Source organism: uncultured Vagococcus sp. (genome assembly GCF_963518325.1).
Classification (GTDB): domain Bacteria; phylum Bacillota; class Bacilli; order Lactobacillales; family Vagococcaceae; genus Vagococcus_D.
Genome location: NZ_CAUQJB010000004.1, coordinates 129,444 through 155,891, shown reverse-complemented (window position 1 = coordinate 155,891; position 26,448 = coordinate 129,444). Strand labels below are relative to the sequence as shown.

General features: G+C 36.4%; 31 protein-coding genes. 29 read left to right on the top strand and 2 right to left on the bottom strand.

The genetic code is table 11. From position 1 onward, the window contains the following. The first annotated feature begins 28 nt into the window (after window positions 1-28). From RWN13_RS05545 to RWN13_RS05460, 18 genes are all read left to right on the top strand, one after another. Window positions 29-268, top strand: a complete 240-nt coding sequence (locus tag RWN13_RS05545; RefSeq protein ID WP_314061315.1) for a hypothetical protein — start codon at window positions 29-31, stop codon at window positions 266-268. Window positions 269-332: 64 nt separating this feature from the next. After that, window positions 333-563, top strand: coding sequence for a hypothetical protein (locus RWN13_RS05540; protein WP_314061313.1), 231 nt, complete (start codon window positions 333-335; stop codon window positions 561-563). A 21-nt stretch (window positions 564-584) separates the two neighbouring features. Beyond that, window positions 585-2,480, top strand: a complete 1,896-nt coding sequence (locus tag RWN13_RS05535; protein WP_314061312.1) for a phage/plasmid primase, P4 family — start codon at window positions 585-587, stop codon at window positions 2,478-2,480. Window positions 2,481-2,973: 493 nt separating this feature from the next. Then, a complete protein-coding gene (locus tag RWN13_RS05530) occupies window positions 2,974-3,264 on the top strand; it encodes a hypothetical protein (RefSeq protein WP_314061311.1) in 291 nt (96 codons plus the stop codon). Further along, on the top strand, window positions 3,254-3,388 hold the full coding sequence (locus RWN13_RS05525) for a hypothetical protein (protein WP_314061308.1): 135 nt from the start codon (window positions 3,254-3,256) through the stop codon (window positions 3,386-3,388). The genes RWN13_RS05530 and RWN13_RS05525 overlap by 11 nt, the downstream gene beginning before the upstream one ends. An 87-nt stretch (window positions 3,389-3,475) precedes the next feature. Continuing rightward, window positions 3,476-3,994, top strand: coding sequence for a hypothetical protein (locus RWN13_RS05520; RefSeq protein ID WP_314061307.1), 519 nt, complete (start codon window positions 3,476-3,478; stop codon window positions 3,992-3,994). Between the two features lie 3 nt (window positions 3,995-3,997). Beyond that, window positions 3,998-4,984 (top strand): hypothetical protein, encoded by a 987-nt coding sequence (locus tag RWN13_RS05515; protein ID WP_314061305.1) that lies wholly within the window; start codon window positions 3,998-4,000, stop codon window positions 4,982-4,984. Window positions 4,985-5,071: 87 nt separating this feature from the next. Then, window positions 5,072-6,235: a phage major capsid protein gene (locus tag RWN13_RS05510; protein ID WP_314061304.1), complete on the top strand. Its 1,164-nt coding sequence runs from the start codon at window positions 5,072-5,074 to the stop codon at window positions 6,233-6,235. Between the two features lie 43 nt (window positions 6,236-6,278). After that, the gene (locus RWN13_RS05505) at window positions 6,279-6,902 is read left to right on the top strand and encodes a hypothetical protein (protein WP_314061302.1); all 624 of its coding nucleotides are present in this window, start codon (window positions 6,279-6,281) and stop codon (window positions 6,900-6,902) included. Window positions 6,903-6,904: 2 nt separating this feature from the next. Then, the gene (locus tag RWN13_RS05500; protein WP_314061300.1) at window positions 6,905-7,384 is read left to right on the top strand and encodes a hypothetical protein; all 480 of its coding nucleotides are present in this window, start codon (window positions 6,905-6,907) and stop codon (window positions 7,382-7,384) included. 2 nt (window positions 7,385-7,386) lie between these two features. Beyond that, the gene (locus RWN13_RS05495; RefSeq protein ID WP_314061297.1) at window positions 7,387-7,737 is read left to right on the top strand and encodes a hypothetical protein; all 351 of its coding nucleotides are present in this window, start codon (window positions 7,387-7,389) and stop codon (window positions 7,735-7,737) included. Between the two features lie 143 nt (window positions 7,738-7,880). Then, entirely contained in the window at window positions 7,881-8,135 is a 255-nt protein-coding gene (locus tag RWN13_RS05490; RefSeq protein ID WP_314061296.1) for a hypothetical protein, read from the top strand. Between the two features lie 95 nt (window positions 8,136-8,230). Beyond that, complete coding sequence (locus RWN13_RS05485; protein ID WP_314061292.1) at window positions 8,231-12,490, top strand: phage tail tape measure protein; 4,260 nt, start codon at window positions 8,231-8,233, stop codon at window positions 12,488-12,490. Between the two features lie 251 nt (window positions 12,491-12,741). Beyond that, window positions 12,742-13,026 carry a hypothetical protein gene (locus tag RWN13_RS05480; protein WP_314061289.1) on the top strand — a complete coding sequence of 95 codons (285 nt, stop codon included), beginning with the start codon at window positions 12,742-12,744 and terminating at the stop codon, window positions 13,024-13,026. Then, window positions 13,023-13,292, top strand: a complete 270-nt coding sequence (locus RWN13_RS05475) for a hypothetical protein (RefSeq protein WP_314061288.1) — start codon at window positions 13,023-13,025, stop codon at window positions 13,290-13,292. The genes RWN13_RS05480 and RWN13_RS05475 overlap by 4 nt, the downstream gene beginning before the upstream one ends. A 44-nt stretch (window positions 13,293-13,336) precedes the next feature. Further along, window positions 13,337-13,687 (top strand): hypothetical protein, encoded by a 351-nt coding sequence (locus RWN13_RS05470; protein ID WP_314061287.1) that lies wholly within the window; start codon window positions 13,337-13,339, stop codon window positions 13,685-13,687. 77 nt (window positions 13,688-13,764) lie between these two features. Beyond that, on the top strand, window positions 13,765-14,391 hold the full coding sequence (locus RWN13_RS05465; RefSeq protein ID WP_314061285.1) for a hypothetical protein: 627 nt from the start codon (window positions 13,765-13,767) through the stop codon (window positions 14,389-14,391). Between the two features lie 122 nt (window positions 14,392-14,513). After that, on the top strand, window positions 14,514-14,984 hold the full coding sequence (locus RWN13_RS05460; RefSeq protein ID WP_314061284.1) for a hypothetical protein: 471 nt from the start codon (window positions 14,514-14,516) through the stop codon (window positions 14,982-14,984). 733 nt (window positions 14,985-15,717) lie between these two features. On the opposite strand, the gene RWN13_RS05455 is transcribed toward RWN13_RS05460, so the two are convergent. Together RWN13_RS05455 and motA are read right to left on the bottom strand one after the other, a co-directional pair. Beyond that, the gene (locus RWN13_RS05455) at window positions 15,718-16,431 is read right to left on the bottom strand and encodes a flagellar motor protein MotB (RefSeq protein WP_314061283.1); all 714 of its coding nucleotides are present in this window, start codon (window positions 16,429-16,431) and stop codon (window positions 15,718-15,720) included. Between the two features lie 12 nt (window positions 16,432-16,443). Continuing rightward, window positions 16,444-17,214, bottom strand: a complete 771-nt coding sequence (motA, locus tag RWN13_RS05450; protein WP_314061281.1) for a flagellar motor stator protein MotA — start codon at window positions 17,212-17,214, stop codon at window positions 16,444-16,446. A gap of 451 nt (window positions 17,215-17,665) precedes the next feature. Here motA and flgB point away from each other — a divergent pair, with 451 nt between their 5' ends. Genes flgB through RWN13_RS05395 form a run of 11 tightly spaced genes read left to right on the top strand, consistent with a single transcriptional unit; the run spans window position 17,666 to window position 26,362 of the window. Continuing rightward, a complete protein-coding gene (gene flgB / locus RWN13_RS05445; protein WP_314061280.1) occupies window positions 17,666-18,058 on the top strand; it encodes a flagellar basal body rod protein FlgB in 393 nt (130 codons plus the stop codon). Between the two features lie 19 nt (window positions 18,059-18,077). Continuing rightward, the gene (gene flgC, locus RWN13_RS05440) at window positions 18,078-18,512 is read left to right on the top strand and encodes a flagellar basal body rod protein FlgC (RefSeq protein WP_314061277.1); all 435 of its coding nucleotides are present in this window, start codon (window positions 18,078-18,080) and stop codon (window positions 18,510-18,512) included. 18 nt (window positions 18,513-18,530) lie between these two features. Next, entirely contained in the window at window positions 18,531-18,860 is a 330-nt protein-coding gene (fliE, locus tag RWN13_RS05435; RefSeq protein WP_314061276.1) for a flagellar hook-basal body complex protein FliE, read from the top strand. Window positions 18,861-18,884: 24 nt separating this feature from the next. Beyond that, entirely contained in the window at window positions 18,885-20,525 is a 1,641-nt protein-coding gene (gene fliF, locus RWN13_RS05430; protein WP_314061273.1) for a flagellar basal-body MS-ring/collar protein FliF, read from the top strand. Between the two features lie 8 nt (window positions 20,526-20,533). After that, window positions 20,534-21,538, top strand: coding sequence for a flagellar motor switch protein FliG (gene fliG, locus RWN13_RS05425; RefSeq protein WP_314061270.1), 1,005 nt, complete (start codon window positions 20,534-20,536; stop codon window positions 21,536-21,538). Next, window positions 21,522-22,340 (top strand): FliH/SctL family protein, encoded by an 819-nt coding sequence (locus tag RWN13_RS05420; protein WP_314061266.1) that lies wholly within the window; start codon window positions 21,522-21,524, stop codon window positions 22,338-22,340. Before fliG ends, RWN13_RS05420 begins: the two co-directional genes overlap by 17 nt. Window positions 22,341-22,352: 12 nt before the next feature. Then, window positions 22,353-23,675 (top strand): flagellar protein export ATPase FliI, encoded by a 1,323-nt coding sequence (gene fliI, locus RWN13_RS05415; RefSeq protein WP_314061264.1) that lies wholly within the window; start codon window positions 22,353-22,355, stop codon window positions 23,673-23,675. A gap of 23 nt (window positions 23,676-23,698) precedes the next feature. After that, window positions 23,699-24,133, top strand: coding sequence for a flagellar export protein FliJ (gene fliJ / locus RWN13_RS05410; RefSeq protein WP_314061262.1), 435 nt, complete (start codon window positions 23,699-23,701; stop codon window positions 24,131-24,133). 26 nt (window positions 24,134-24,159) lie between these two features. Further along, window positions 24,160-25,557 carry a flagellar hook-length control protein FliK gene (locus RWN13_RS05405; protein ID WP_314061260.1) on the top strand — a complete coding sequence of 466 codons (1,398 nt, stop codon included), beginning with the start codon at window positions 24,160-24,162 and terminating at the stop codon, window positions 25,555-25,557. A 25-nt stretch (window positions 25,558-25,582) separates the two neighbouring features. After that, window positions 25,583-26,008 carry a flagellar basal body rod modification protein gene (locus RWN13_RS05400; protein WP_314061257.1) on the top strand — a complete coding sequence of 142 codons (426 nt, stop codon included), beginning with the start codon at window positions 25,583-25,585 and terminating at the stop codon, window positions 26,006-26,008. 3 nt (window positions 26,009-26,011) lie between these two features. After that, window positions 26,012-26,362, top strand: coding sequence for a flagellar protein (locus tag RWN13_RS05395; RefSeq protein WP_314061256.1), 351 nt, complete (start codon window positions 26,012-26,014; stop codon window positions 26,360-26,362). The last annotated feature ends 86 nt before the right edge of the window (window positions 26,363-26,448 follow it).

Below are 26,448 nucleotides of genomic sequence, written 5' to 3'. Positions count from 1 at the left end.
AATTAGGATTTGAAGGAGTGAATCAACAATGAATGGATACCAAGAGTTTCATCGATTAAAGAAAGAAATAATCAATAGCTTAATCTCTATTGAGGACGGAACAAGGATTGATAGTTTTTCAGATAACATGTTGGAGGATAAGACGAATGAGCAAACATTTGCTGAGGTGGTAGAAATGATGGTAGAAGCTAGTGAATTAGTTAAGTTGTTAGTTGAACACGAAAAAAAGATTAGCCCTGACTATTTACTTGGCTGTAAACAGGGCTAATCAAAATTAGATATAGGCATGTGCCTTTATCTTCTAATCATAACATAGAACAGGAGAGTTTAAAATGAAAAAACTTGATGATTTAGAAGTGGATGAATTTATTAAAAGAGTCGAGGCCCTTGTTGAATCTTGGAAAACTTGCAGTTATCAATTGTGCGTAAACCAAATTAAAATACTTGAGTTGTCTATAAAAGAAGACACAACTGGTGTTACTGATCTTTATGAAGAAATGATAGAAATTGGATACCGGGTTTTAAATCAGCGCATCAGAAATGAACAGTTAGTACCGCAATAAAATTGGAAGTAGCAAAGAAGGGTGGTGATTAAAATTTACCGTGGTTATATTAAATCAAGTGGCAAGAAAAGTATTCAAAAGTTTAAAGATGACGATTCAAATTTGGTCACCTTTAACACTGCAAGACGATATGAGTCTTATGGTGCAGTATTAAAAGAAGAGGTGCTTTTTCTTGACATCGATACTAATGAGGAAACTGATATATTGTTAAAAATAGTCGATGAACTTGAGCTAAATGTTAATGTCTTAAAAACAGACCAAGGTGCACATTTCTATTTTAGACGACCTGATGAGGTCGATAAGAATCGAATCAATTGGTTCTCTTCAATTGGAGTCAAAATAACTGTTAAAGTTGGTGTTAGCAATGTTGTAGAGCCTCTCAAAATTAATGGTGAAGCCAGGCGCTGGATTAGAAAAGTGGATGTTGAAAATGAACTTGATTATTTACCAAAATGGCTCTATCCAACTAGTCGTAAAGAAAATGGCCTGTCCAAATTAGAAGACGGTGATGGCCGAAACGCTGAACTCTTCAATTATATATTAAAGCTGCAGTCTGTTGGAATGAATAAAGAGGAAATTCGCGAAACTATTCGATTAATCAATAAGTTTATCATACGTGAACCACTCCCTGACCGGGAGATAGAAACTATCTTACGTGATGAGGCCTTTTTAAAGGAAAGTTTCTTTGTTGGAAATAAATTTCAGTTTGATAAGTTTGGAGATTTCTTAATTCACGAACACTTTGTAATTCGGATAGGTGAACAACTTCATATTTTCAAAGATGGTGTTTATTTAGATAATGAATCTGAAATTGAGAGAATCATGCTGAAAAATATTAATAATTTGAGTTCAATGCAACGTCGTGAAGTTCTCAGCTACTTGAGATTGAAGGCTCCAGACAGAGAGTTATCGGATCACAAATTTATTGTACTGAAAGACTGCGTGATAAATTTGGACAATATGGAGAGTGAAGAATTTAATCCAAGATATATTATTAAAAATAAAATTCCAACTCGTTATAATGAGTCAGCTTATTCAAAAGTATTAGATAAAACATTGAATAAAATCGCATGCAATGATGCTCAAACTCGATTATTAATTGAGGAAGTAATGGGCTACACTTTGCTTCGTTCGAATCGTTTTACAAAAACAATAATTTTTACAGGTGAGGGGTCGAATGGTAAATCAACACTATTTGCATTAATTAGCAAAATGATTGGTGAAGTAAATATCTCCAATATTCAATTGAAAGATTTAGATAAGCGATTTAAGACTGCTGAGTTATTTGGGAAGTTAGCAAACATTGGTGATGATATTTCAAAGGAGACGATTCAAGATAATTCAGTGTTTAAAATGCTTTCGACTGGTGGGGTTCTTGATGCTGAAAGAAAGAATGGTGACCCGTTTTCTTTCAAAAATTACAGTACACTAATTTATGGATGTAATGGAGTACCAATGATAAAAGATAATAGTAATGGATTGATGAGGCGATTGCTATTAATCCCTTTAAGAGCTGAGTTCAAAGAAACTGATGAAGACTTTGACCCAAATATAGAAGATCAATTGACTGAACCTACAAGCATTGAGTACCTGTTACAACTATCCTTGAAAGGTTTGGAACGGTTAATGTTGAACAAAGGTTTTAGTCAGTCTGATTATGTCCAAGAGCAATTGGAGACATATGAGGAACAGAATAACACTATTTTAGCATTCATTAAGCATAATGAGCCTAAATTAGAAAATGAATCAACCTCATCAATTTACCAGCAGTATTTAGTTTGGTGTGTTGAGTATGGTGTTGAATCTGTTTCCCAAATTGAATTCAGTAGGGAAGTTTGCAAGAGAGAAGTTCTAACTACTAAACAAGTTAGAGTTAACGGTAAAAGAAAATATGTATTTTCAAAAAAGAAAAAATAAAGTTGTGGTTAAAAACATGTCAAAACAGTGTATTTTTGGCAGAGTTTACACCAGTATTTTACTAGAAAACAGCTACAATTAAATGTTTTTTTGATGATTATCGAATAATTGGTGAGACCTAAGTATAAATTTGAGTACATATTTATGGCAGTGTCAACCTACTGGTGTATTGGGATTTATAAGCAATTAGTCATAGATGACTTAGATTGTTTTCAATTCTTAATAATAATAAAGAATAAAAAAATAAAATAGTAAATATAAAGAGAGATAATTATTATATATATCTATGACTATTTAAAGGTGTAATAATACTGAAACGTTGATATACCAATGGTTTTAGAGGTGTCATAGATATATTTAGAAAGGTGACTGACATGAAAATAAATCTTTATTCTGATGAAGACTTGAGATTAATTATTTTAGAGTTGTTTAAGCAAAATATTATTGAGTGATGGTCATTTGTATCTAATTAAATTAAAGGAGAAATAAACTAATGAAAATATTAAAAAAAGACATGAATCAACCTGTATTACTTGGATATCCACATGATGACAATACTCAACTTGCTGTCTGGTGCTGTTATTGCTATCGTTGGCATTATCATGGAATAGGGGAAGGTTCACGAACCTCTCACTGTATCAACCCATATTCACCATTTCTAGAAACAGGCTATATCATCAAACAAGCCAACAAGGTTGATTTGAAGCATCACAATGAAAAAACGTTTAGTAAAGACGAATATGTAAATTATTTTGAAAGTGAGGAAAATCATCTTGGAGAATAAAATTATTGTCATAAAAGACAGTGTCCAGAAAAGTTATGAGCTACCAGCGTACGGTGAAGTAGTATTGCAAGTGGTTGAAGGAAAAGTAATGTTTGTAAGCACCACTAATAAAGAAAAAATTTAATAGGTGACCAGAAAACTGGAGCCAATGATCACAACTTTAATTAGTTGTATCTTGGCTCTTTTTATTTTGCTGAATCGGGGTGTGAGCTTGGAGCAAGAAGAACGAGAGCTAACTTATGAAGAGTCTATCATCTACAGATACTTTCATTTGTTAAAACGTATTGGCCAAATTAACAGGAGATACCACTATGCCTTAGAAGAATTTAAACATCGAAGTTTCACACCTTGGATTGAGTATTCTGAGCTCGGTGTTATCAATGTTGGAGTTCGGGTAGAGTCTGTTGTCGTTGAACATGTCTTTCATTTACAAATGATGGAGTTGAAAAGAGACATCTTGAATTTTAAAAGTAAACATTTTCAACGGTACCTAAAAAGTTTGGATAATTTAAGCCATCAATATTTATTCGAAAAATATTACTCAAAAAGAAGTGCCTTAAAATGCAAACAATTTTTAGAGTCTGAAAAAAGTATTTTTGAAGAAATACGAGAAATAGAAGAAGCTGCTGCTTTTCATTTTGGTTATGAGTTTGAGAGAGAGACATCGGAAATGACTGAGGAAGAGATTGAAGATGATTTTAACAAAATGTTGGAAATGATAGGAGTGTGAAATTTGAAAAAAGATGATGCAACAGAAGTGATATTAAGATTTTGGAGACATTTTCAAGATAACCGAGAATCGTTAAGTAAAAATCAACTTCACAATTTTAAAATATTATTAACTGCTTTAAAAGAAGTGTCTGAATTAGAACGTGAAATATTAATGCGGAAATATTTTCATAGATCACAAGAAACAAATCAAGTACGAGAAGATAACGTGGTAGCTAAAGACTTAAAAATGTCAGCAACCAAGTTTAGCAAGGTGAAGAATGAGAGTTTGAAATTATTGAGTAATCATATTGATGTTGATAAATTGGCATCATTTTCAGAAGAAGTTAGTTTTGAAACTCTTAATTATCCAGAGAATGAAAAAATGGAGTTAGTATTTTGTAAATTGACTCGGATGGAAAAAGAGATTTTAGCATTAAAGTTAAAGGGAAATTCAGTAAAAAAAATTTCAAATATTCTCAAAATAGCACAGGCGCCTCTTTACTCACGAATTAAAGATATTAATCGTAAAGCTAAAGAAATTGACATGTCAAAATTAGTAACAGGTATGAATCTTAATCTTCATCCTAAGCATTTAATTAGTTATAAGTTGGAAGTTCGGATATTAAAGATGCAAATTATAAGGAATCCTGAAAATATTAATAATGTTGAAAAGAAACGTAGAGTTGAAGAATTATCAAGAAAAATTATTTTTATCATGGGTTTCATCTACACATGGAGGCATGATTCACTAATGTTTATCACATTGGAAAACAGATACTATGCTGGTATCGCTATAGATAAAACAGCAGATATGTTGGGGTGCAGCGGTAGTAATTTAAGTCAAAAACACGCTGATATCATGAAATATTTTGTCAATGAGACATTCAATTTTGAACTAATTACGAATGATAGTGAACATGTATCTTTTATGGAAATGCTTGAAGGGTACTTAAATGATAATCAAAAGAAAGAATTTCTAGAATTATCATTTCTACTTGTACAGGTTTAACCGAACTATGAGGAATAAATCACCACCTACATCACTTATATTACTGAAAAAAATAAAACCCTAAAAATAGAAAAGAGGAAATAAATAATGACAATTAAATTAAACACAACGAAAATCGATGCTCTAAATACCTTTAAATCGGCAATTACATCATCAACTGCGAAACCGGAACAAATTAGTGAAGCAATGGAAGGCTATGTAACCGCACTTGCAGAGGATGCCGCTAAGCAAGTTAGAGCTGAATACGATGAAATTGGTGGAAGTAGCGATACTCAAGTTTTACAAGCCCGAGGCATTGATGTTTTAACTGGGAAAGAAACAAAATTCTACAATGAAGTGGTTAAAAAGGGTGGCTTTGATGAGGATATGGTTTGGCCTGAAACCATTTTAGAACGAGTCTTTGAGAATCTACAAAAAGAACGTCCGTTGTTAAGCATCATCAAATTCTCACCTACAGTAGGCCGCGAAAAAGTGATTAAATCACGTCGTAAAGGTGTAGCAGTATTTGGACCATTACATAAGGATTTAGAAGGTCAATTGGATGCTGAATTCGGTGCAACTGAATTTACTCAATTAGCTTTAACAGCTTTCTTTCTAATCTCAAATGACACGTTAGATTTAGGACCTCGTTGGATTAATCGGTATATTCAAATCTGTCTTAAAGAGGCAATTGCCGAAATTTGGGAAAAGGTAATCATTACAGGTACAGGTAAAAATGAACCTATTGGATTAATGAAAGACCTTGACGGTGCTGTAACTGCTGGAGTTTATCCCGACAAAGCATCAGCTGGAACCTTGACATTTAAAGATTCTGATATGATGATTCGAGAAATGTCCATCATTATGAAACTTATGTCACAATACACATTTAAAATTAGTCCTAATGATCCTGGTACAAAAGAGTTTAGAAATATATCTGGAAAAATTTATTTACTGGTTAATCCAGCTAATTACTACGACATTATTGGTAATGTAACCACTCAGACAGCTGATGGAACTTTCGTTTCAATTTTACCATTCATTTCAATTGAGCAAATTATTCAATCCGTTGAAGTTCCAGAAAATAAATTGCTTTCATATGTCGACGGTGAATATGATGCGAACCAGTCACGACCTGAAAAAGTCTACACTTACAAAGAAACGTTCGCTATGAAACGTGCAACCTTGTTTGCCGTTGATATGTTGGCTAATGGTCAACCTGTTAACAATGATGCTGCTCAAGTTTGGGACTTGACGTTGAACTCAAAATAATGATCCCGTTAAGCACGATTAAAAACTAGGAGGAATAAGAAATATGTCATTTGAAAAAACAATAGAAGAGTTAAATCGATTAAGAAATGAGGAATATGAGCGGTTAAGGTACGACCGCTCTGTATGGGATGAAGTGATTTGTGGTCAATCAATCATGATTGATTTTGCAAAGAATGACGTTCGTTCTCCAGAAGAGTTGGAACTATTAGAGAAAGAGAAACGCATGATTAAGTTTTATGGTCGTTCTCTTCCTGAATTAAGTATTGAAGCGACAAAAGGGGACACCGCCAAATTGGTGAAATTTTATGCGAAAGAAGAGCAATCTCACGCTGAGGCAGTTGAAAAAGCGAAGTCAATGTATGACTCCAGAGTTAAGTCATTACAGGAAGACCTTCAAAAGGTACTGCTAAAACACGAGTCATCGTTGACAGACGTGCTGAGAGATATGGCAGACTTACAACATGTTGAGCGATATGTTTATGATTCTAAAGGTTTACCAGTCAATTTTGAACTAGGTGGAGTTGTTAAGTATCATGACCACTTTGATAAAGATATACAAAGTAATCGTATTTTATCAAATCCAAGTGTAAATGATTATGGTTATCTAGTTAATAACTACGAAGCGTTTCAAAATATCATGTTGAACCAAGCTAAGGGAGGGAAGTAACTATGAATCCAATCGACCGTATTACAGCACAAAAGAAGCGCCTCAGTCCTGTGTGGGAGTTTAAAATTAGAAAGTCATTTGATGTTCAACCACCAGCCCGTATTGTTGAAACTGATACTCATGTCATAATTGTGCAACCAGAACCTGAACATGAGTCTAGCTACCTGAATAGGTTGCTGTCATGGAACAAGACCGTAAGCAATGATGAGTTTGGTATTGACCTATCTAAAGATGAAGAGATTCTCCAAGCTATTCGACTTGATGATCTCATTGCCACTTCTTATTTGTACTACGATGATCCTGACGAGACGGATGAGCAGCGAAGACGTTACATCAATAAGCTAAACCTTCACAAGGCCTCTTTCAACTTCACTACTAAAGCCGATGTAATTAAGCCTAGAACTGAGATTATATCATTAGAGAGGGTTAAGAATGAAACACCATTCCACTATGAGTCTAGCCCGTTTAAAGGGGCGGATTAATTATGGTAGACAATAATGTTATACCGATGACATCGTCATCTAACAGTAATCAACCAACCTTAGATTACTTAGCTGCAATACGTGCTGAGAAGGACATTGACATGGTAGCTGAATCTGTTTGGACAATCATTGAGTTGTATGGGTTGACTATGGCAGAGTTAGCTGCACTCAGCTACTACATCATGGAGCGAAGCTTCAAGACACCAGCTAATCAGAAGGTGTTGCTTGATGACTTGAAGATTGATATCACTCAACCTACTTACTATGATGACGGCATCATCACACCACAAGAGAAGGTCTTGAATGTGCAGCTACAGTTGCTGAATGTCTTCATTAAAGAATTGAAACAATGATGTCACAGAATTTGTAATTCTCGCAAAAATAGTAGACCCCCCACTGATTTATTTTCAATGAAAATATAATTCCGTCAAACCGGTGGTGGGGTCAACTGTCTAAATATGTACGATAAAAAATTTTAATAGGGGGGTGTAGGACAATGAATATGAATTTATTTGATGGGTTTGGAATAGACCAAACATTTAGTAAGCTTCACAATGACAGACCGAGATTGATTGATATCGGTGCTGGTAATGTAGTACCATCAATGAGTTTGGCAATGTTGATATCTCAATCTGGTTTAACTAGAAATGACATTGACGAAATATTGGGTAAAAAAATACTTGATAATAGTGAGCTTACGAATGAAGATAAACAGACGTTACTGATTGAATTAACTAAGCGGTTAAGTTAAATAATTGTGAAAAATGGCCTCGTAAGTTAGTTCTTATGGGGCCTGAAAAATAATGAGAGGTGAACATTATGAGTGGAGGAACACCGTTAGGTAGAATGATGATTGAACTTGGTCTCGATGACACAGCTTTTGGTAAAGGTGTAGACGGAGCTAAGAAACGAGTTAGTTATTTTTCTAAGGAAATGCAAGCGAATATGCGAATTGCTGATTTAGCTGGTGATAAGTATGGTAAGTTAGGCGTTAAATTTGATGGATTGACCAATATTATTGGCGCTCAACAACAGAAACTTGAACAGCTAAGAAAGTCTTATGAAGGTTCATTAGTCGATGGTAAACCAACCGAACAGACTGCCAAGCTTGCCACACAGTTACAGCAAGCAAACGGACAATTAGCCCAGTACAACACACAATTAGCAAATACTGCTGGTGAGATGGCTAAGTGGAAAATTGAAAACGAAGGTGTTACTGGCGGTTTAATGACGTTTGGTAAAGGGCTTGAAACTGTCGGTGGTCAAATGACTACTGTTGGTGACAAAATGACTAAGGGTGTCACATTGCCAATTGTCGCTGGTGTGGGTTTAGTGACTAAAGCGGCTATTGATTGGGAGTCAGCTTTTACAGGTGTTAAGAAGACAGTAGACGAGGTTGTAGATAGTAATGGTAAGGTTGTATACAGTTATGATGATTTAGAAGCCAGTTTAAGAGGGTTAACCAAAGTGTTACCAGCTACTCATGAAGAAATAGCAGCTGTTGCCGAGGCAGCAGGTCAATTGGGTATTGAGACAAAGAATGTGACTAGTTTTACAAAAACAATGATTGACCTAGGTGAGTCAACCAGCATGTCTTCAGAAGAAGCTGCCACAGCTTTGGCTCGACTGGCTAATATTACAGGGCTACCACAAACAGAATTTGAAAATTTAGGAAGTTCAATTGTCGATTTAGGCAATAATTTTGCAACAACTGAATCTGAGATTACTGCTATGGCAATGAGATTGGCCGGTGCCGGTAGTATTGTAGGAATGTCAGAAGCCGATATTGTTGGGTTAAGTGCTGCCTTAAGTTCAGTAGGTATTGAAGCTGAGTCTGGTGGGTCAAGTATCTCCAAGTTAATGATTAACATGCAGTTAGCTTCTTCAAAAGGTGTTGATGCATTTAATGGATTACAGCAAGTAGCTGAAAGAAACGGCATTGCTTGGGAGAATGTTAGTACTGCGTTTAATAATGGTGGTAAAGAATTAAAAGAAATGTCTAATGCTTTAGGTCTTGGAAATGATGGGTTGAAAGAACTTTACAAAAATGCTGAAGATAATAAACAATCACTTGAAGATTTTGCATATGTTGCTGGTATGACCGGTGATGAGTTTGCACAGGCCTTTGAGAAAGATGCTGTGGGTGCAATAGGAAAATTTATTGAGGGGCTATCTCATGCTGAAGAAAAAGGATCAACCGCAATTGAGATGTTGGATGATATGGGGATATCAGAAGTTCGATTGCGCGATGCTTTACTCAGAGCAGGAGGGGCAAGTGAACTATTTAGTGATGCAATAGCTACTTCAAATAAAGCGTTCAAGGAAAATACAGCGCTGAGTGAGGAAGCAGAAAAAAGATACGGGACAATGGAATCTCAACTAGAGATGTTAAAAAGCGAAGTGAGGGATGTGGCAATTGATTTGGGTGGCCCTTTTGTTGATGCATTCCGTGAAGGGATTAAAGTAGCGAAACCAATGCTTGAATCAATATCTAAATTAGCAAAAAGTTTTGCTGATGCTGATCCTAAAACTCAAAAGATGGTCATGAAGCTAATTGCTTATACTGCTGCAGCTGGTCCTGTATTAAGTATTACAGGTCGAATTGCTTCTGGAATAGGTGGCATGACCACAAAAACAATTGGATTTTTAGGCGTTATGGCTAAGAAGAAAACTGTTGCTGATTTTACAGCTCAATTACTAACGGGATCTGCTGATATTCTAAAATGGAATAGTGCAGCCACTGCTGGAGCAACTGCAACTGCCGGTTTTGGTAGTGCGGCATCAACTGCAGCTGGTACAAGTGGAGTTGCTGGATTAACTGGTGCGTTAGGCGCATTAGGCCCCGTGGCACTAGCAATAGTAGGTACTACGGGTGTGTTGGTTGCTGGTTATGGTGCTTGGAAATTGTTTGGTGAAGAGGCTTGGAATTCGTCTCAACGAGTCGAACGTTGGGGAACTGATGTTGGCGGTGTAACTGATCGAACATTAGTGACCATTAGAGATAATTTACAAGATGCTGGTGGTCAGTTTACATTACTAGAACAGGGCATATCTGAAAATACTCCAGTAATTAATGACAATTTTGAGAAGATGGGTAAAAATATTGAAGATAATTTGACTTCAAAAATATCAGCCCTAAAAGAGATGCTTGTTACTTTACCTGATGATGTCCAAGCTGCTGGAGAAAAAAGGACTAACGAAGAGATAGCAAACCAAGAAAAATATCTTAAAATGGTACAAGAAAATAATGAGAAGATTTCTCAAATCAGAACTAATGCATCTAACAATCATCGACAAGAAACGTATGAAGAGTCTGTAATTATTAAAGCTTTAGCGGAAGAAACTGCTACAGCATACGTTCAGTCACTTGGAAAAAGCGAGAAAGAAACAAAAGAAATCTTATCTGCTATGACTGGTAATGTGGATGAAGCAACTAGTGAACAAGCAAAATCATGGCTTCAATCGCTAGGTCAACAACGTCAAAATTCAAAGTTAGAATATGGGAAAATGACAGAAGACTTAAAAACGAGTTTAGTTGATGCTGGATACGACTTAAATAGTTCTTATGCCAAAGAAATGTTAGGCTTGCTGGAAAAAAGTTCTGAAAGTGCTACACGAATAACTGAGGATCAAATGTCTTTAATACTTGGAAAATATCCTGAATTAGTAGATGAAGTTTGGCTTGCAAATGGTCAATTGATTAGTTCAATGGGGACTGCTGGTCAAGATGCAGTGGCAAACAATAAAAGTATAATGGAATCCTTTACTGATTTCTCTACTACTGCTTCAAAAACAGCAGAGGAAAATGCTAAGAAAATAGATTTAGTTGCCGACCACGCTAATCAATTTGGAGAGATATGGAATGGGTTAGTTCTTGATCCTAAAACAGGAGAGGTTAAGACCAATGCTCAAGAAGAGGTAACTAAAGCCGCATCATCAGAAAAAGGTTGGAATGAATTAGTTTGGGCAAGTAAAAATGCTGACTTATCATCTAATACAAAGTTGATGATTGCTGAAGCAGCTATATCAAATGGGATTTGGAACACTATGACATATACTGATCAACAGGCGTTAGTTGAGTCTAATGCTACTAATACAGTCATGCAAGCACTACAGGCCAAAGGGATATGGGAGAATCTTAATTTTGAACAACAAAAAGCTATTTTATACTCAGATACACCAGAAGTAGTTGCGCAAGCTATCAGTGATTTAGGTCTGTGGGAACAATTATCACCAACCATTAAAGAGCTAGGTGCAAATAATTACGATTTCTTAGTTAAATTGAATGAGTCTAAAGATTCATTGAAATCTTTTAATGAAACAAATCCAGAACTTAAACGATTAATTATTGATGGTGAGCAAAAAATGAATGCTATAGATGCAAGGACGGCGTTAGAGCAGTTTAATGCATTACCTGAGGATTTAAAAACACTGGTAATGGAAAACAGGGACTATATGAATAAGTTGGAAAATGCAAGTAGCACCTTAACCGACTATAATCGTATGAATGTAGATCTTAAAACATTAGAAATTCTTGCAGATACCTATGGAGCGATTGAAGCACAGAATGCCATTAATGCAGTACAAGGTAAAACCGTATATATTGATGTTGATTATCGAAACGCTCCACCAGGTTATGCTGTGGCAACGTATGCTACTGGTACAAACTTCCATAGCGGCGGTTTAGCGACAATTAATGACCAACGTGGACCATTATACAAAGAACTAGTAGAGCGTCCAAATGGTCAATTATTTACAGTTGAGGGTCGCAATGTAACTTTACCACTCGAAAGAGGGACGAAAGTTTATACAGCAGCACAATCTAAAAGTCTTATTCCGCATTATGAAAAAGGTGTTGGAGTACCTAAGAATGCTAAAGTTATTAAAACGATGGATTGGCTTAATAAGGCAACTGAATCGACTGTCAATGTTAAGACTGACAATTCAGGAATTTTGAAGAAAATGGATAAACTGGAAAAAATACTTTTTGGAATTTTAGAAAAGAATATGATTGTAAATGTCAATACACGAGATAAATCTACTCGTGAGTTGTCGGCTGATTTTGTTTTTGAAGGTGAAATAAACAGGAGGGGGAATTTACAGTAGTATAAACTAACTAGACCTGTCATAGTTGCTCATCTAGAGCGATATGACAGGTTTTTATTACGTTATGGACTAAATGTATCAATGCTGTATAATTAGTAGTGTAAGGTGGATAGAATCTAGAGAAAGGGACAAAAAACACTAAAATTAGGTAAGCGCAAAATTGCGCTGTCCTATTCAATGAATCAACTTTCAAAATATTAAAAGAATTATAAAAAACACTAAAATTAGCGGTCAGCGAGGGAAGTGTTTAAGTGAGTTTAGAAAGTGAATTAGAAAAATTAGTAGAGATGAAAGTTAATGAAAAATTTGACTTGATTGAAACAAAAGCATTTTTGTTAAAACCTTGGTTCAAGATTGATCGAATTGCGATTGAACTAGACGGCAAATCAACCAAATGGGTAAGAGATACATTCTGTAAAGGTGTTACTGGAAATCAATTAAGAGAAAGGAAACTCATTAAGAAAATTGGAAATGAATGGCACTTCCAAAATCCTGAGTTTCTCAATTATATCCATGATGAGTGGTGGGAACTGTGACTAACAACATTTTTAGCGAACAGATGGAAAGTAAGATTGCTGCTCAAATTTTAGCTATGGTAAAGGAATCATTGAACATTTTAACCAATCAAGAGGTTAAACAAGAGTATTTTCGACCCAGTGAAGCGTCATTATACTGTGGTGCTAGTGTTGGAACAATTGAGAACTGGGAAGAGTTAGGGCTTAAACCAATAAAGATAAAAGGTATTAAATTATATTCCAAAGTAGGTTTGGATACATTTATTCTAAAACATCAATATAAATAAAAGTCGTGATGGGCGGTATGTTTTAGATAGTGAGGAGAATGATTATGATAGAAATTGAGCATGATGAGTTGTTAAAACTCATTGAAGAGACATCTATGCCAATGTTTGTATATGTTCGTATGTCTGGAAAACCAAATGATAAGTTGTTTTATATTAGTGTTGGTAAGTATCAATCATTTGAGTGGGTGAACAAAGAAAAGTTTTTAGAATTAAATACTGATTTATTTTATAAACGAATATCTGAAAGTGAATTTCTTGATAAAGCTAAAAAACTATTAGATACGCAAGAGTTATATGGCTTTCTAACGGATTATTCAAAATTAGACTTTGAAAAAAATTTGAAAGATTCTTTGAGTAGCGAGACTTCATATATTAGTTACATGATTGATGATTAGTAAAGATTCAGAATGTGATTTAGTTGAGATCGTCTAATATTGTGTATATAGTTTGTTAAGAATAAGGAGGGAATATTTTGTTTCCAATTAAAAAACTAGGTGGATTTGAAGAAGTTGTGCGCCAAAAAGAAGGTGACAGAGATAGAGTAGTGGGGATTTTATTAGCAGATATTGAACAACAAGACACAAGAGATTACATTATGGGTTACATAGACATGTTGGACAAAATTTCGGGTGAAGATATTAATTTTTATATTCCTGGGTACCGTAAACTGAATAATCAAAAAAAAGTTACATCAAATTTTATTGATTTAGATCATGGCTTGTATTCTTTTGATAGAAAGATGTATAATTGTAGTTTAACGGAGATTATGAATAATTATTCTGTGGAAAATCCTGCAACACCAACACTATTATTATTACAATGGACAGGAAATGGATTTGAAGCAGATAGATATATTTCCATTGATTTAGATAAAGGTAATGACAGTATCAAATATTCTTTTGTATTTTTAAGTGATATTTTAAATAAAAAAGATATCCTAAATAATTTGTCCCTAATACATGATTATCTGGATAAACAAAGATACGCTAAATATCTTAGAGAAGACGCAATAAATGATTTAGGGTTTTCTGGTTTACCAGTAATAATAAGAACGTATGATGCAGTAAAAAAATATTTTATATCAGATCCTAATTTTTAAGTCGTGAATAGCGAAGAAGTATAAAATAAAAGATTACCAGTCGCTTAATTATTAGAACTGTTATTTCGATGCCATGATACTGAGTCACTTTCTGGTATAATTGATGTGAGGAGTGATCGAGAATGGATTGGTCAATATTCTATGATAAAGATGGTATTTTCATGTGGTCAAGTGTGGCCGCCATTATGTCATTTGTGGTTTTTTCTTTTCAGATATTTCAACTGTTTTATCAACGCTCGCAAATAAAAAAACTGAAAAAATTTGATGTGATGATTGAATTTAGAATTAATGACTTAAAAAAATTGAAAGAGTACATAATTATTTATGATGATTTTATTTCTTCAGAAGCAATTGAATCTTTAGGAAAAAATCATGAGTCAAAAGAATCAATTAATATGCTGTTAAATATTAATAATCCGAAATATAAAGAATTAAGTAGTGCGTTTGTCAGTTGTGGGGTATTTTTAATTGATAAGGAGAGCATGGGGGCCAAAGAAAGAGTATCTGAATTGTTGAAATTATCAAATAATTTAATTGATATGTATAAATTGTATGAAGATGAAGAGATAAAAGCAATCGAAAAGTATATTTAATTGAAGTAATTGCGAACTAAAAAACACCTACTAGTAACAAGTAGGTGCTGATCTATATTAAAGCGTTGGCCGTTGCTTTCTCGTGACTGTCTCCGTGACTGTCTAAGTATGAAATTTGATGATATTTAGCGATAGTTTGAATCGTGTTTCTTCTATTATATAAGGCTTTTGACGGTCAGCGATATTTCAAAATCACATTGTATATGAAATACGGTTTGGCAGACGAAAACTCAGCCGAATAAGCTGTATTATGAAAGAGTATCGTGAAAACGATGCTCTTTTTTTTGCCATGTGAGATTGGATGACAGATAAAAGAATGTGCTCTTCTGTTCACAAAACATGAAATTTAAAAATGTCAAAGGAATTAAATAAGGCCTCTGATTTACTAAGATGGGAAGGAAATAGTCAAACAGCTTTACTGTTAAGATGCTGTGATTATTTGAAATAGGAGTCAATAGTTATATAGACTGAATAATTAAAATGATATTCAAAAGATACTAGTCATAAAGTGAGGTATTATTTACAGTAAATTATCATTTTGTTGAAAAACGATGGTGATAAAAAAAAGATGCTCGTTAGTATTAATGAGCGTGATCATCTTTTACTGACCTACCCACATAGATTAGATCCTGATTAAACCTGTTTCTTCTATTATATAACTATTATTATATAACAAAAAAGAAAGTGACAAGAACCAGTCACTTTCTTTCTTTTTTTGCCGTAAATCTGAACGTTACTTATTTTTCCGGACTACAAAAATTTCAACTCGACGATTTTTTGCACGATTTTCCGCGTTGTTATTAGGCACTTTTGGTTTGAATTCACCATAGGCTTGAATCGACACATGCTCTTCTTTAACGGCATTATTTTTTACGAGGAAGTCCATGACTTTAATCGCTCTAGCAGCGCTTAGCTCCCAATTAGAGGCGTAGGTTTCGGTTTGATTAGGAACATTGTCCGTATAGCCTGCAATGATTAAATCGTTGTCCAATGTTTTAAGAGAGCTAGATATTTTACCAACTAAGGATTCGATATCAGCTGGAATTTCAGCACTACCAGATGAAAAGAGCAATCCGCTTTTAATGGCAATTCGCAAGCCATCTTTTTCTAAAGAGACATCGATGTCTTCTGCATGTCCGGCTTCTGTCAGATCCTTTTTGATAGTCTCACCAGCGGAAACCATTTTCTCTTCATCGACTTGGGTTGCCGTTTGGCCTTCATCAGAACTTTGTTTTGGATGATCAGGTAAAATACCACCATTTCCGCCACTGTGTTCACCAGATAAAATAATATTGAATTGATCACTTAAAGCGTCTAAGCGAGTGTCATCGACTTTGGCCATGGCAAACATCACGATAAAGAGAGCCAAAAGCAAGGTTAACATGTCAGCATATGGCAAAAGCCATCCTTCGTCGACATGCTCCTCATGTTTATGTTTTCGTTTCATTTGCGTCAGTCCTTATTTTTTCTTTTCTGTTCGCTCCGCCGGATCAAGCATTCCCAATAATTTACGTTCAATGGTGTTGGGATTATGGCCAGCTTGAATGGCCATAACGCCTTCAAGTGTAATCAGCATATTTTTGACTTCATCCTCTGATTTACGAGTTAATCTTGTGCCGAATGGAATAAATAGCACATAACCAAAGAAAATCCCATACAGAGTTGCGACAAAGGCAGCCGAAATCATATGACCTAAAGCATCGATATCGTTGAGGTTACCTAAGGCACCGATTAAACCAATAACTGCTCCCAGCACTCCTAAAGTGGGAGCAGATGAGCCAGCTGTTTTAAACATAGAGGCACCAACACGATGTCGCTCTTCCAGTGAGGCAATCTCATTTTCAAGAATTTCTTGAATTTGTTCTGCACTGACCCCGTCGACAACCATTTCCATGCCGTTTTTTAAAAAAGGTTGTTCTAAGTTATCGACAGTCGACTCTAGAGACAAGATTCCTTCTTGTCTTGCTTTTTGAGCCAATCCCATAATGGTGTTGACTAATTCGACTGTTTCAGTATTTTTTTTATTTTTTAATAAGACTCCAAAGACTTTCGGTAATCGCTTAATGTCTCTGGCTGGAAAGGAATTCATCAGTGCAGCTAATGTGCCAGCACCAATAATGATCGCAGCTGCAGGGTTAAGTAAGACCATGGCGTCTGCTCCTTTAACAATCATTCCGACGATAACTGAGACAAATCCCATTATGACACCTAAAAATAAAAACAAATCCATTTTTGCTTCCCCTAATTTCTGTGTATTATTTAACAATTCTTTGGATGTTTGTATTCAGACAAAAAATCCATCACCTATTTTATTTATCGGTAAGTTTTGTCGTGAGTTTAAGCTTTTTTAGATTAGAATTTGATGAGAAAAAAAGCAATCCTGTTTTTGAGAAAAAAAGTTGATGATGTCAACGATACCTCTTTTTATTTCGGGGTTGTTGCGTATCGATAAGCAATTCTTGAAGAAACAAAAGGCTATTTATTGAGCTATAATCCACTCTGTGTTTAATTTAAGTTAGTTAGGGAATTTTTGTTATTTTTTAAAGTCGGTTATTTTGTCTTGATAACTTAATGTAAAACAGTAGTAAAATGAGAAAATAATTAAAGTAATTCCTAAGAGTTAACGCATAGTGGATGCGTTTTATTTTGTGTTCGAATTCACGAGAAAGGAGGAGTAAGATATGACTCAAGATAATTTGATTTTACTACAAAAAGCGATGGACACGGCCAGCTTGCGGCAACGAACGATTTCAAATAATATTGCGAATATCAACACAGGAGGTTACAAAGTAGAGCGGGTAGTCTTTGAAGACAAGTTAAAAGATGCTATCTCTGCAAGTGAGTTACAATTAGCTCGAACAAATGAGAAACATATAACGGTAGCAGGAGGGGCGTTAGACACTATTGAACCTACTGTTCAAAAAAGAACAGATACCTCAGTTAAAGAAAATGGCAACAACGTGGATATAGACCTTGAAATGTCTGAAAAATCAGTTAATGAACTTTATTACAGTGCATTGACGCGTCAAATGAACGGGGAATTCTCATTACTTAATTATGTAATTAACCACTAAATCATAAGGAGGCAAGCAAATGTCAGTTTTTGATTCATTCAATATAAATGCTAGTGGACTAGCACTTGAGCGCTTAAAGCTCGACACTATTTCGACAAATATTGCCAACGTTAATACAACACGGACGGCTGAAGGCGGCCCTTATCGAAAAAAAACGGTGATGTTTGAAGAAAGTATGAAAGCCAGTCGGGATCAGTTGGCTAGTGCCGAAGGGAGAAAGAGTTTCGGTGTGAAAGTTACAGGTTTGGAACAAGATCAAAGGACCACAAACTTATCCTATAGTCCTGGCCATCCTGATGCAAATGAAGATGGCTATGTGGAACTGTCCAATGTTAATTTAAGTGATGAGATGATTGAAATGATGAACACTGTACGGACATATGAGGCAAATGTTTCGGCATTTGAAAGCAGTAAAAATTTAATGAAAAAAGCATTAGAGATAACGAAAGACTAATGGGAAAAGGGGAAAAATATGGATATCGCAACAAATTATGCCCAAATGTTAACAGACTATCAAAGTCAATTAAAATCAGTTGTTAGTGCCGAATCGGCACCAACTTCATCAGAATTAGTTGGAAACAAGGAATCTTTTGAGACGATTTTTACAAATACGTTAGATAAGCTTGATACAGCTATGGCAAAGTCCAATGGTAACACGACTGATTTAATTACTGGAGACTTAGATAATCTTCACACGATGATGATTGATATGACGGAAGCTCAATTGACGATGCAAAGTGCCGTTCAAGTGAGAAATAAAGTAGTTGAAGCGTACAATGACGTTAAAAATATGCAATTTTAAAGCAGTCAGAGGAGTTAGGTGGAAATGATAGATAAGCTACGAGAGTTTCAAGAACGAGCAGTCAGTGGTTGGAAAAACCTAAATACTGTCAAAAAAAGCGGGCTGATATTGGTGACTCTCAGTGTTATCATCGTCATTTTATTGACAACATATATGGCCAAAAAGACAAATTATGTTGTTCTTTTTTCTGACCTTACAGAAGCGGAGTCAGGGGTGATAGTTCAAGATTTAGACGAGAAAGCTATTAAGTACAAACTTGAGAATAATGGCACAAAAGTCTTAATAGACGAAATGCACCTAGATAAATTTAGAATCGATTTAGCTGTCGATAATAAGCTACCAAATAAATCGACTGGCTTTGAAATATTTGACGAGAAAAATATGATGGCAACAGATGAAGATCGAAAAATAATGTACCAGCGAGCGGTTACTGGTGAATTACAACGGGCGATTGAGGCCTTAGAAACAGTGAAAAAAGCCAAGGTGATGTTGGTCATTCCAGATAAGAGTATTTTTGAAAATAAAATGAAAGAAGCCAGTGCTTCCATCGTTCTAGGATTAAATTCAGGTCAGGCTCCTTCAGAATCAACGATTCAAGGGATTGCGTCTTTAACATCTGGAGCTGTTGAAAATTTACCCGTAAAAAACATCAAAATTGTTGATGAACAGGGAACGGTTTTATCTGCTTTTTTAGATCAGGAAAATGGTATTAATGCGACTGATCTAGCAAGTAAGTATCAAGTGCTTAAGCAAGAATTTGAGCGTAACTTGGAAGAGAAAACGACTGGTTTACTAGAAACTGTCTTCGAACCAGGGAAAGTTAAATTGATGGTGAATGTTGATTTGGACTTTGACTCTATTGAAAAAACGACTGTTACATATGCAGATCCTAAGATTCGCAGTGAGAACGTTCAAGCAACTGGGGGAACCATCAATCAGGAACAAATTCAAGGCGGCAATGTTAATGATAACGTGACGAATGTTGTTGGAAATAATGCGGATCAGAATAGTAAGAGCTTTAATCGTAGTGTGAATAATGAGTTGGATACTGAGACAACTAAGGTCTTAAATGCACCGGGAGTTGTCAAAAAAGTCAGCGCGTCGGTATTAATCAATGAAAATTTGACACCGGTTGAAAGCACTCAACTGGAAGCTTTAGTTCGTTCGGCAATTGGCTTTGAACAAGAGCGAGGAGACTCAATTACGATTCAAGGAATGAAGTTTGCTGGCGAACCTGTACCGGCAGAAATGACGACGACTGATAAAATTAGCCGTTCGATTTTCCAATCATTAAAAGACAATCTGATTTGGTTAGCATTAGTTGCTGGTCTATTAATTACTTCCATGGTGGTTTTTCGTTTATTTAGAAAACGTCGTCGGGCAACGGAAGAAGAAGAGGATCGAGTCGATGTCGAACAATTTATGACTGATACCGCCAATCGCACGGAGTCACTCCTTCAAAAGGAAGTTGTCGAAAACGAAGGGATCGAACAAGTCGTGAAAGAAATTGAAAATCGTCAGTTGCGTGCGGATGAGGAAGCGGATATAGAAGAACAGCGCTTAACTAAAATAGTTAATGAAAAAGAACAACAAGCGAAGAAATACGCAAAAGATAATCCAGATTTGGCAGCTGAATTAATCAAAGTTTGGATGAAAGATAAGTAGGTGAATCAATGGAAAATGTAGATGGCGTTAGAAAAGCAGCACTTTTATTGATTTCACTTGGCTCAGAAACTGCTGCTCAAATCATGAAATTATTACCAGAGAAATACATTCAAAAAGTCAGTTATGAAATTGCAAACATTGACTATGTTCATCCTGACGATCGAGAAGTCGTCATCAATGAATTTGTCCAGATGTCGACGGCTCGTAAACATGTAATCGATGGCGGGATTGACTACGCCATTGACTTGTTGAATAAAGCGTTAGGTGCACAAAAAGCGAAGGAAGTAATCGGGGTTCTTAATCAGATTCAATTGCGGGAACGTCCATTTAATATTGCCAGGAAAGCTGATACTCAACAACTGACCAATCTCTTATTAGGGGAGCATCCTCAAACGGTGGCATTGATTTTGTGCTACATGCAACCGGACAAAGCCGCTCAGATTCTCGCTCAATTTCCTGATAATCGGCAAGCGGAAATCGCTGAAAAAATAGGTACTATTTCCAGTACCTCTCCTATTATTATTGAGAAAATTGAAAAAGTGATTGAGAATAAATTTTCTAATTTTGTTGAAAATGATACAGAAAATGTGGGTGGTGTTAATACATTGGTGGAAATTCTTAATTCCGTTGGCCGTAGTACTGAGAAAAATATCATTAGTGATTTGGAAAAACGCCAACCAGAATTATCAGAAGAAATCAAAGCCAATCTATTTACTTTTGAAGATATTGTCGGTCTTGAAAAATCGGATGTCCAAAAAGTGTTACGTGATGTTCAACACGATGTCTTAGTCTTAGCTCTTAAAGGAGCCTCCGAAGGCATCAAGGAATTTATTTACAGCAACCAAAGTTCTCGCTCTGTTGAAATGCTAAAAGAAGATTTACAGTTCTTAGGACCTGCTCGTTTATCTGCTGTTGAAGAAGCTCAGCAAGCGATTGTAGCAGTCATTCGTCGATTAGATGAAGAAGGTGAAATCTATATCGGAAGAGGGGATCAGGATGCGGTTATCTCGTAGTCTATACAAAGGGGCCGAAATCGATCAGTTAACAGAGAACAAAAGGATTGTGACCAATTACCAACCCCGGTCACAATCGCAGGTGAGTGCGATTCCTTCAACGTCTGAAATGAAACAGTTGGAGCACGATTTTTTTCAACAGCAAGCTCAACAAGTTGAGTTGTTAGCTAAAGAAGAGAACAGCCGACGAGAGCAATTTGCAGAGGAGTTAGAACAAGAAAAACAGTCTTTTTTAAGCGAATTAAAAGAACTCAAAGGGCGTGTATTAGAACAGGCGCGTACCGATGGTGAAGCGTTAAAAGTACTGGCTCGGGAGGAAGGCCTCCAAATTGGTCAAGAAGACGGCTATCAAACTGGTTATGAATTAGGTCATCAGGCAGGATTAGAGTCGGTTGCTGAACTGAAAGAACAAGCAGTCAGTCTTTTTAAAAAGGCCGAAACAGCTATTTATGAGTATCAAAAAGAAAAACAAGCCGAATTGCTGCAATTGGCAGTATCAATGGCTGAAAATATTATCCATCAGGAAATAGCCCAGTCTTCTGAAGAATTGTTTCTTTTGCTAGGACCACTGCTAAATCAAATCAATAAAATGGATAATTTCATTACGATTTTTGTTGGGAAAAATCGACATGAGGTTGTTCAACAAAAAATGGAAGAATTGCGAAAAGAACAGCCAGTGATGAAATACGCCGTTTTAGTGGATGAAAGTTTGCCTCTGGATGGTTGTGTAATTGAGACTGATTATGAAGTACTTGATCTGGCGATTCAACAACAACTTGAAGCCATGATTCGTGATTTTTAAGGAGGTGGGAAAATGGGAATAGAGCTACCTTTTGCTGAGTATCAGGAAAAATTGGCGAAGCGATTCTATCATCAAAAATTTGGTAAGGTGACACAAGTAGTTGGCTTAATTATTAAAGTGGAAGGACTAAGTGTTTTTATTGGCGAAGTATGTGAAATTGAAATTGCTAAAACCAATAAAATTGTTCTGACAGAAGTCGTAGGATTTATTGATAAAACTGTCTTACTAATGCCCCTAGATGAGCTAGATGGAATTGGTCCAGGTTGCTTGGTCAAACCAACAGGCCGATCCTTAAAAATTGAAATCAGTGAAAAATTACTGGGTCAAACGTTGGATGGATTAGGCCGAGTTCTGACCTCTGATGAACCTGTTGAGGGGGAGTTTTACGATGTCAACCGAACCTCACCGGATCCTTTTACTCGTCGGAAAATCGAAACGGTGATGAGCACTGGTGTCAGGGCGATTGATGGTGTTCTAACAGTTGGGGAAGGTCAACGAATGGGAATCTTTGCGGGTAGTGGTGTGGGGAAAAGTACACTATTAGGCATGTTGGCTCGTTACTGTGAGGCAGACGTCATTGTAATTGGCTTGATTGGTGAACGTGGTCGCGAAGTTACCGAATTCATTGAAAATGACTTAGGAGTAGAAGGTTATAAAAAATCAGTGATCGTTTGTGCCACCTCTGATCAACCTCCCTTAGTTCGATTGAAAGGGGCCTTTGTGGCAACGGCTATTGCTGAGTATTTTCGGGATCAGGGAAAAAAAGTTATCTTGATGATGGACTCTGTGACACGCTTTGCCATGGCTCAACGTGAAATAGGCTTAGCTACAGGTGAACCGCCGACAACCAAAGGATATACGCCATCGGTATTTACGATGCTGCCTAAATTACTGGAGCGGAGCGGGATGTCTCAAAAAGGGTCTATTACAGCTTTTTACACGGTACTAGTTGAAGGAGATGACATGAATGAACCAATTGCAGATGCTGTTCGCGGGATTCTTGATGGCCACATCATTTTATCCCGGAAAATGGCCTCTGAAAATCATTATCCAGCCATAGATATTCAGCAGAGTCTGAGCCGCTTAATGAAAGGAATTGTAGACGATGGTCACCATCATCACGCTGGCGAATTGAAAGAAAATATGGCCATATACTCAGAAGCAAAGGATTTGATTGACATCGGTGCCTATAAATTAGGTAGTAATCCAAATATTGATCGTTCTTTAGACTTACATCAGGGGATTAAAGGGTTTTTACGACAAAAGGTTGATGAACCAACGACCTTTTGTGAAACAGTCACTTGCTTGGAACAACTTTTTGAAAATAACTGGTAACGGTCAGGAAATGAGGAGAACTAGTGGGGAAGTATCAATTTAGCATGGCAAAAGTATTAAATTGGCGAGAATCTCAAGAAGAATTTGCCAAGAAAAACTTTTTACAAAAACGGATGGAACAAATAGAGCAGGAATCAATCTTAGCAGACATTGTCACAGCTAGTCGAGATTTGAAAGTGTCAACAACAAACTTTACGAATGTTAATACCTTGAGACAACAGCATTTGTATAAGAATTATTTGGATGAGCAAATTGTCTTACAGGAAAAGACACTTGAAAAAGTCAATCATGAGACTGAGGCGGAACTGCAAGTCTTTATAGGCGCTCAAAAAGATCGAAAAATCATGGAGAAACTTAAAGAGCGTCAATATGAAGCTTATCTCAATGAAGAAAAACACCGGGAACAAAAAGATCTTGATGAAATGGGAACCTTGCGTTTTCGATCATCCGTTAGCTAATCTAACTCATTGAAAGGTGGTGAAAAATGGAAATTCAAGGAATTGATCCAGTTATAGAACCTGTAGAAACTGGAAATGTCCAGATCGATCAACACCAATTTGCTGAATCTCTAAAGTCAGCTATGAAGGGGCAGACAGAAACGTCTCTCTCAATGGTTACTGACCAGGAAGTCACTCTAGTTATGGAAGAACCAACTGAAAGTGAGTCAGTGAAATCTGAAACGGAAGTCTCTCAATTGCCTAATTCAGAGAAAGTGGAGAGTGAAACAAACGAGGACATGGCATTAAGGATTGATCTTGCTTTATTACTACATACAGAAGCCATTTCACATGAGATCGATAGTGATCCTTCAGTCACTGAAATGACCTCAGCAACTGGAGCAAAAGGAGCACTGCCCGCTAGTGAGTTAGCAGTATCGCTTGGCTTGGATACTAAACACGTCACCACAGCTGGCAAGGTGCAAGATAGTCAGTTACTAATAAACGAAAGGGTACCAGAGGATAAGATAATAAACCATAGTCAAGTTGGGTTTGTTGAGACAACGCAATTGGTAAAGGAGATGGGGCCAAAAGAACCCGTTACCAATCTCACCACTGAGGAAAGCAGGGAGATCGTACCAACCAAAAATGCTGAAATGGCTGAGAGCTTAAAACCTGTGATTGTGTTGATGGAAGAGGACGATGCTCCAGTAAAGAAAGATGTTCTTATAAATAAGGTCAACAATGAGCTTGAACAAGGGGATGTCTCTCAGTCTGCTGTGCCTGCTAACCCTTTGGTAAAAAGTCCAGAAAATGAGAGTGGCTTGTTGCCAGAGAGGGAGGCAGAGCACAAAGAAATTAGCCTAGAAAATGAAAAGCCTGGCGATGTGGCAGATAACCCAATCGTAAAAGTTGGGTCTGGGCCTGGGGTAATCATACAGCAACAAGTACCAATTGTTAAAGAGCGGGGACAACCTCAGGTATCAGGCGCAACAGTTGCTAATTCAGATACAAAAACCTTTCAGCAGCATAATTTGGTACCTATTACGGAGTTGCTAAGTCAAGCCGGTAAAACAGGTCAAGAGGTTATGAAACTGACGTTACAACCTGAAAGCTTGGGGCAGTTAGAAATTTTAGTTAAGTTTGAAGAAGGTAAAATCTCAGCTAAATTTATAGTGGGGAACGAGGCAATTAAAGAATTAGTTGAAAAAAGTTTGCCCTTATTGGAGCAAAACTTAGTCAAGCAACAGATTTCAGTCAGTAAGGTTGACGTTTCTTTGCAAACGACAAACCAAGGATCATTTGATTTTAATGGCCAGTTTGACCACCAACAACATGCTCATCAGCAACGGAGTAAGTCACTCCGACAAAGTGGTCATTACCAGGCTCAAAAGCAAGTCGAAGTAGTGGCGGAAGTAGCAGATCGAGTTGATATTTTAGTTTAAGTTTAAATCAGACAGGAGACAGCAGATGACAGAAGTAAGTTCGCAAATGCCCATGGGGAGAAGTAGTACATCAGCTCAAAGTGCGAAAAGTCAAAATTCCAGCGGGATTAACATGAATGATTTTCTTAAAATTCTGGCGGCGTCAATGAGCAACCCTTCATTGGGAGGCGAAAGTGGCGGCAGTAACGGTGGCACTGATTATATTTCTCAATTGGTACAATTTACCACATTGGAGCAAATTCAAACACTAAGTTCCAATGTGGAGTACACGATGATGATGACTCAGCAACAACAAGCCATCAGTATGATTGGCAAGGAAGTGAAAGTCATGGATGGAGACAAGACGGTTTCTGGGAAAATTGACAAAGTGAAATTTGCAACAGGTTTTGCCACAATTGAAGTTAATGGCAAAGATTACTTGATGAGCAATATTTTAGAATTAGGAGCATAGTTCATGGGATATCAGATTTATCCAGTTGGACAACATAACCTTCCTTCAATCCAATCAAAAGCAATGGGTGATTTTGATCAATTGTTACAAGGAAAGTTGGGTAATGATGGTGTTAAAATCTCTCAGCATGCACAAAAACGTATGCTTGAGCGAGATATTCACTTAGATGAAAACGATAAAAAGGCGTTGTCTCAAGCCGTCACTGAAATGATATCAAAAGGCAGTCGTGATTGTTTGATTATGTATAAGGAAACAGGGTTTATTACTAGCTTGCCTCAGCGAACCATAGTGACAGCGATTGATCATGTGGAACTAAAAGAAATAACCAATATTGACAGTGTTAAATTTATTTAGAGACAAAAATTAAAAAGATAGTACCTTTTAAATGGTGGGAGCGATTAACAGCTGGACTGACAAGAGGCTGTGTTTCTGTGGAATGA

Coding starts and splice junctions, on each gene's coding strand:
- RWN13_RS05545 (WP_314061315.1), top strand. CDS start 29: ATGAATGGATACCAAGAGTTTCATCGATTAAAGAAAGAAATAATCAAT.
- RWN13_RS05540 (WP_314061313.1), top strand. CDS start 333: ATGAAAAAACTTGATGATTTAGAAGTGGATGAATTTATTAAAAGAGTC.
- RWN13_RS05530 (WP_314061311.1), top strand. CDS start 2,974: ATGAAAATATTAAAAAAAGACATGAATCAACCTGTATTACTTGGATAT.
- RWN13_RS05510 (WP_314061304.1), top strand. CDS start 5,072: ATGACAATTAAATTAAACACAACGAAAATCGATGCTCTAAATACCTTT.
- RWN13_RS05505 (WP_314061302.1), top strand. CDS start 6,279: ATGTCATTTGAAAAAACAATAGAAGAGTTAAATCGATTAAGAAATGAG.
- RWN13_RS05500 (WP_314061300.1), top strand. CDS start 6,905: ATGAATCCAATCGACCGTATTACAGCACAAAAGAAGCGCCTCAGTCCT.
- RWN13_RS05495 (WP_314061297.1), top strand. CDS start 7,387: ATGGTAGACAATAATGTTATACCGATGACATCGTCATCTAACAGTAAT.
- RWN13_RS05490 (WP_314061296.1), top strand. CDS start 7,881: ATGAATATGAATTTATTTGATGGGTTTGGAATAGACCAAACATTTAGT.
- RWN13_RS05485 (WP_314061292.1), top strand. CDS start 8,231: ATGATGATTGAACTTGGTCTCGATGACACAGCTTTTGGTAAAGGTGTA.
- RWN13_RS05470 (WP_314061287.1), top strand. CDS start 13,337: ATGATAGAAATTGAGCATGATGAGTTGTTAAAACTCATTGAAGAGACA.
- RWN13_RS05460 (WP_314061284.1), top strand. CDS start 14,514: ATGGATTGGTCAATATTCTATGATAAAGATGGTATTTTCATGTGGTCA.
- RWN13_RS05455 (WP_314061283.1), bottom strand. CDS start 16,431: ATGAAACGAAAACATAAACATGAGGAGCATGTCGACGAAGGATGGCTT.
- motA (WP_314061281.1), bottom strand. CDS start 17,214: ATGGATTTGTTTTTATTTTTAGGTGTCATAATGGGATTTGTCTCAGTT.
- flgB (WP_314061280.1), top strand. CDS start 17,666: ATGACTCAAGATAATTTGATTTTACTACAAAAAGCGATGGACACGGCC.
- flgC (WP_314061277.1), top strand. CDS start 18,078: ATGTCAGTTTTTGATTCATTCAATATAAATGCTAGTGGACTAGCACTT.
- fliE (WP_314061276.1), top strand. CDS start 18,531: ATGGATATCGCAACAAATTATGCCCAAATGTTAACAGACTATCAAAGT.
- fliF (WP_314061273.1), top strand. CDS start 18,885: ATGATAGATAAGCTACGAGAGTTTCAAGAACGAGCAGTCAGTGGTTGG.
- fliG (WP_314061270.1), top strand. CDS start 20,534: ATGGAAAATGTAGATGGCGTTAGAAAAGCAGCACTTTTATTGATTTCA.
- RWN13_RS05420 (WP_314061266.1), top strand. CDS start 21,522: ATGCGGTTATCTCGTAGTCTATACAAAGGGGCCGAAATCGATCAGTTA.
- fliI (WP_314061264.1), top strand. CDS start 22,353: ATGGGAATAGAGCTACCTTTTGCTGAGTATCAGGAAAAATTGGCGAAG.
- RWN13_RS05405 (WP_314061260.1), top strand. CDS start 24,160: ATGGAAATTCAAGGAATTGATCCAGTTATAGAACCTGTAGAAACTGGA.
- RWN13_RS05400 (WP_314061257.1), top strand. CDS start 25,583: ATGACAGAAGTAAGTTCGCAAATGCCCATGGGGAGAAGTAGTACATCA.
- RWN13_RS05395 (WP_314061256.1), top strand. CDS start 26,012: ATGGGATATCAGATTTATCCAGTTGGACAACATAACCTTCCTTCAATC.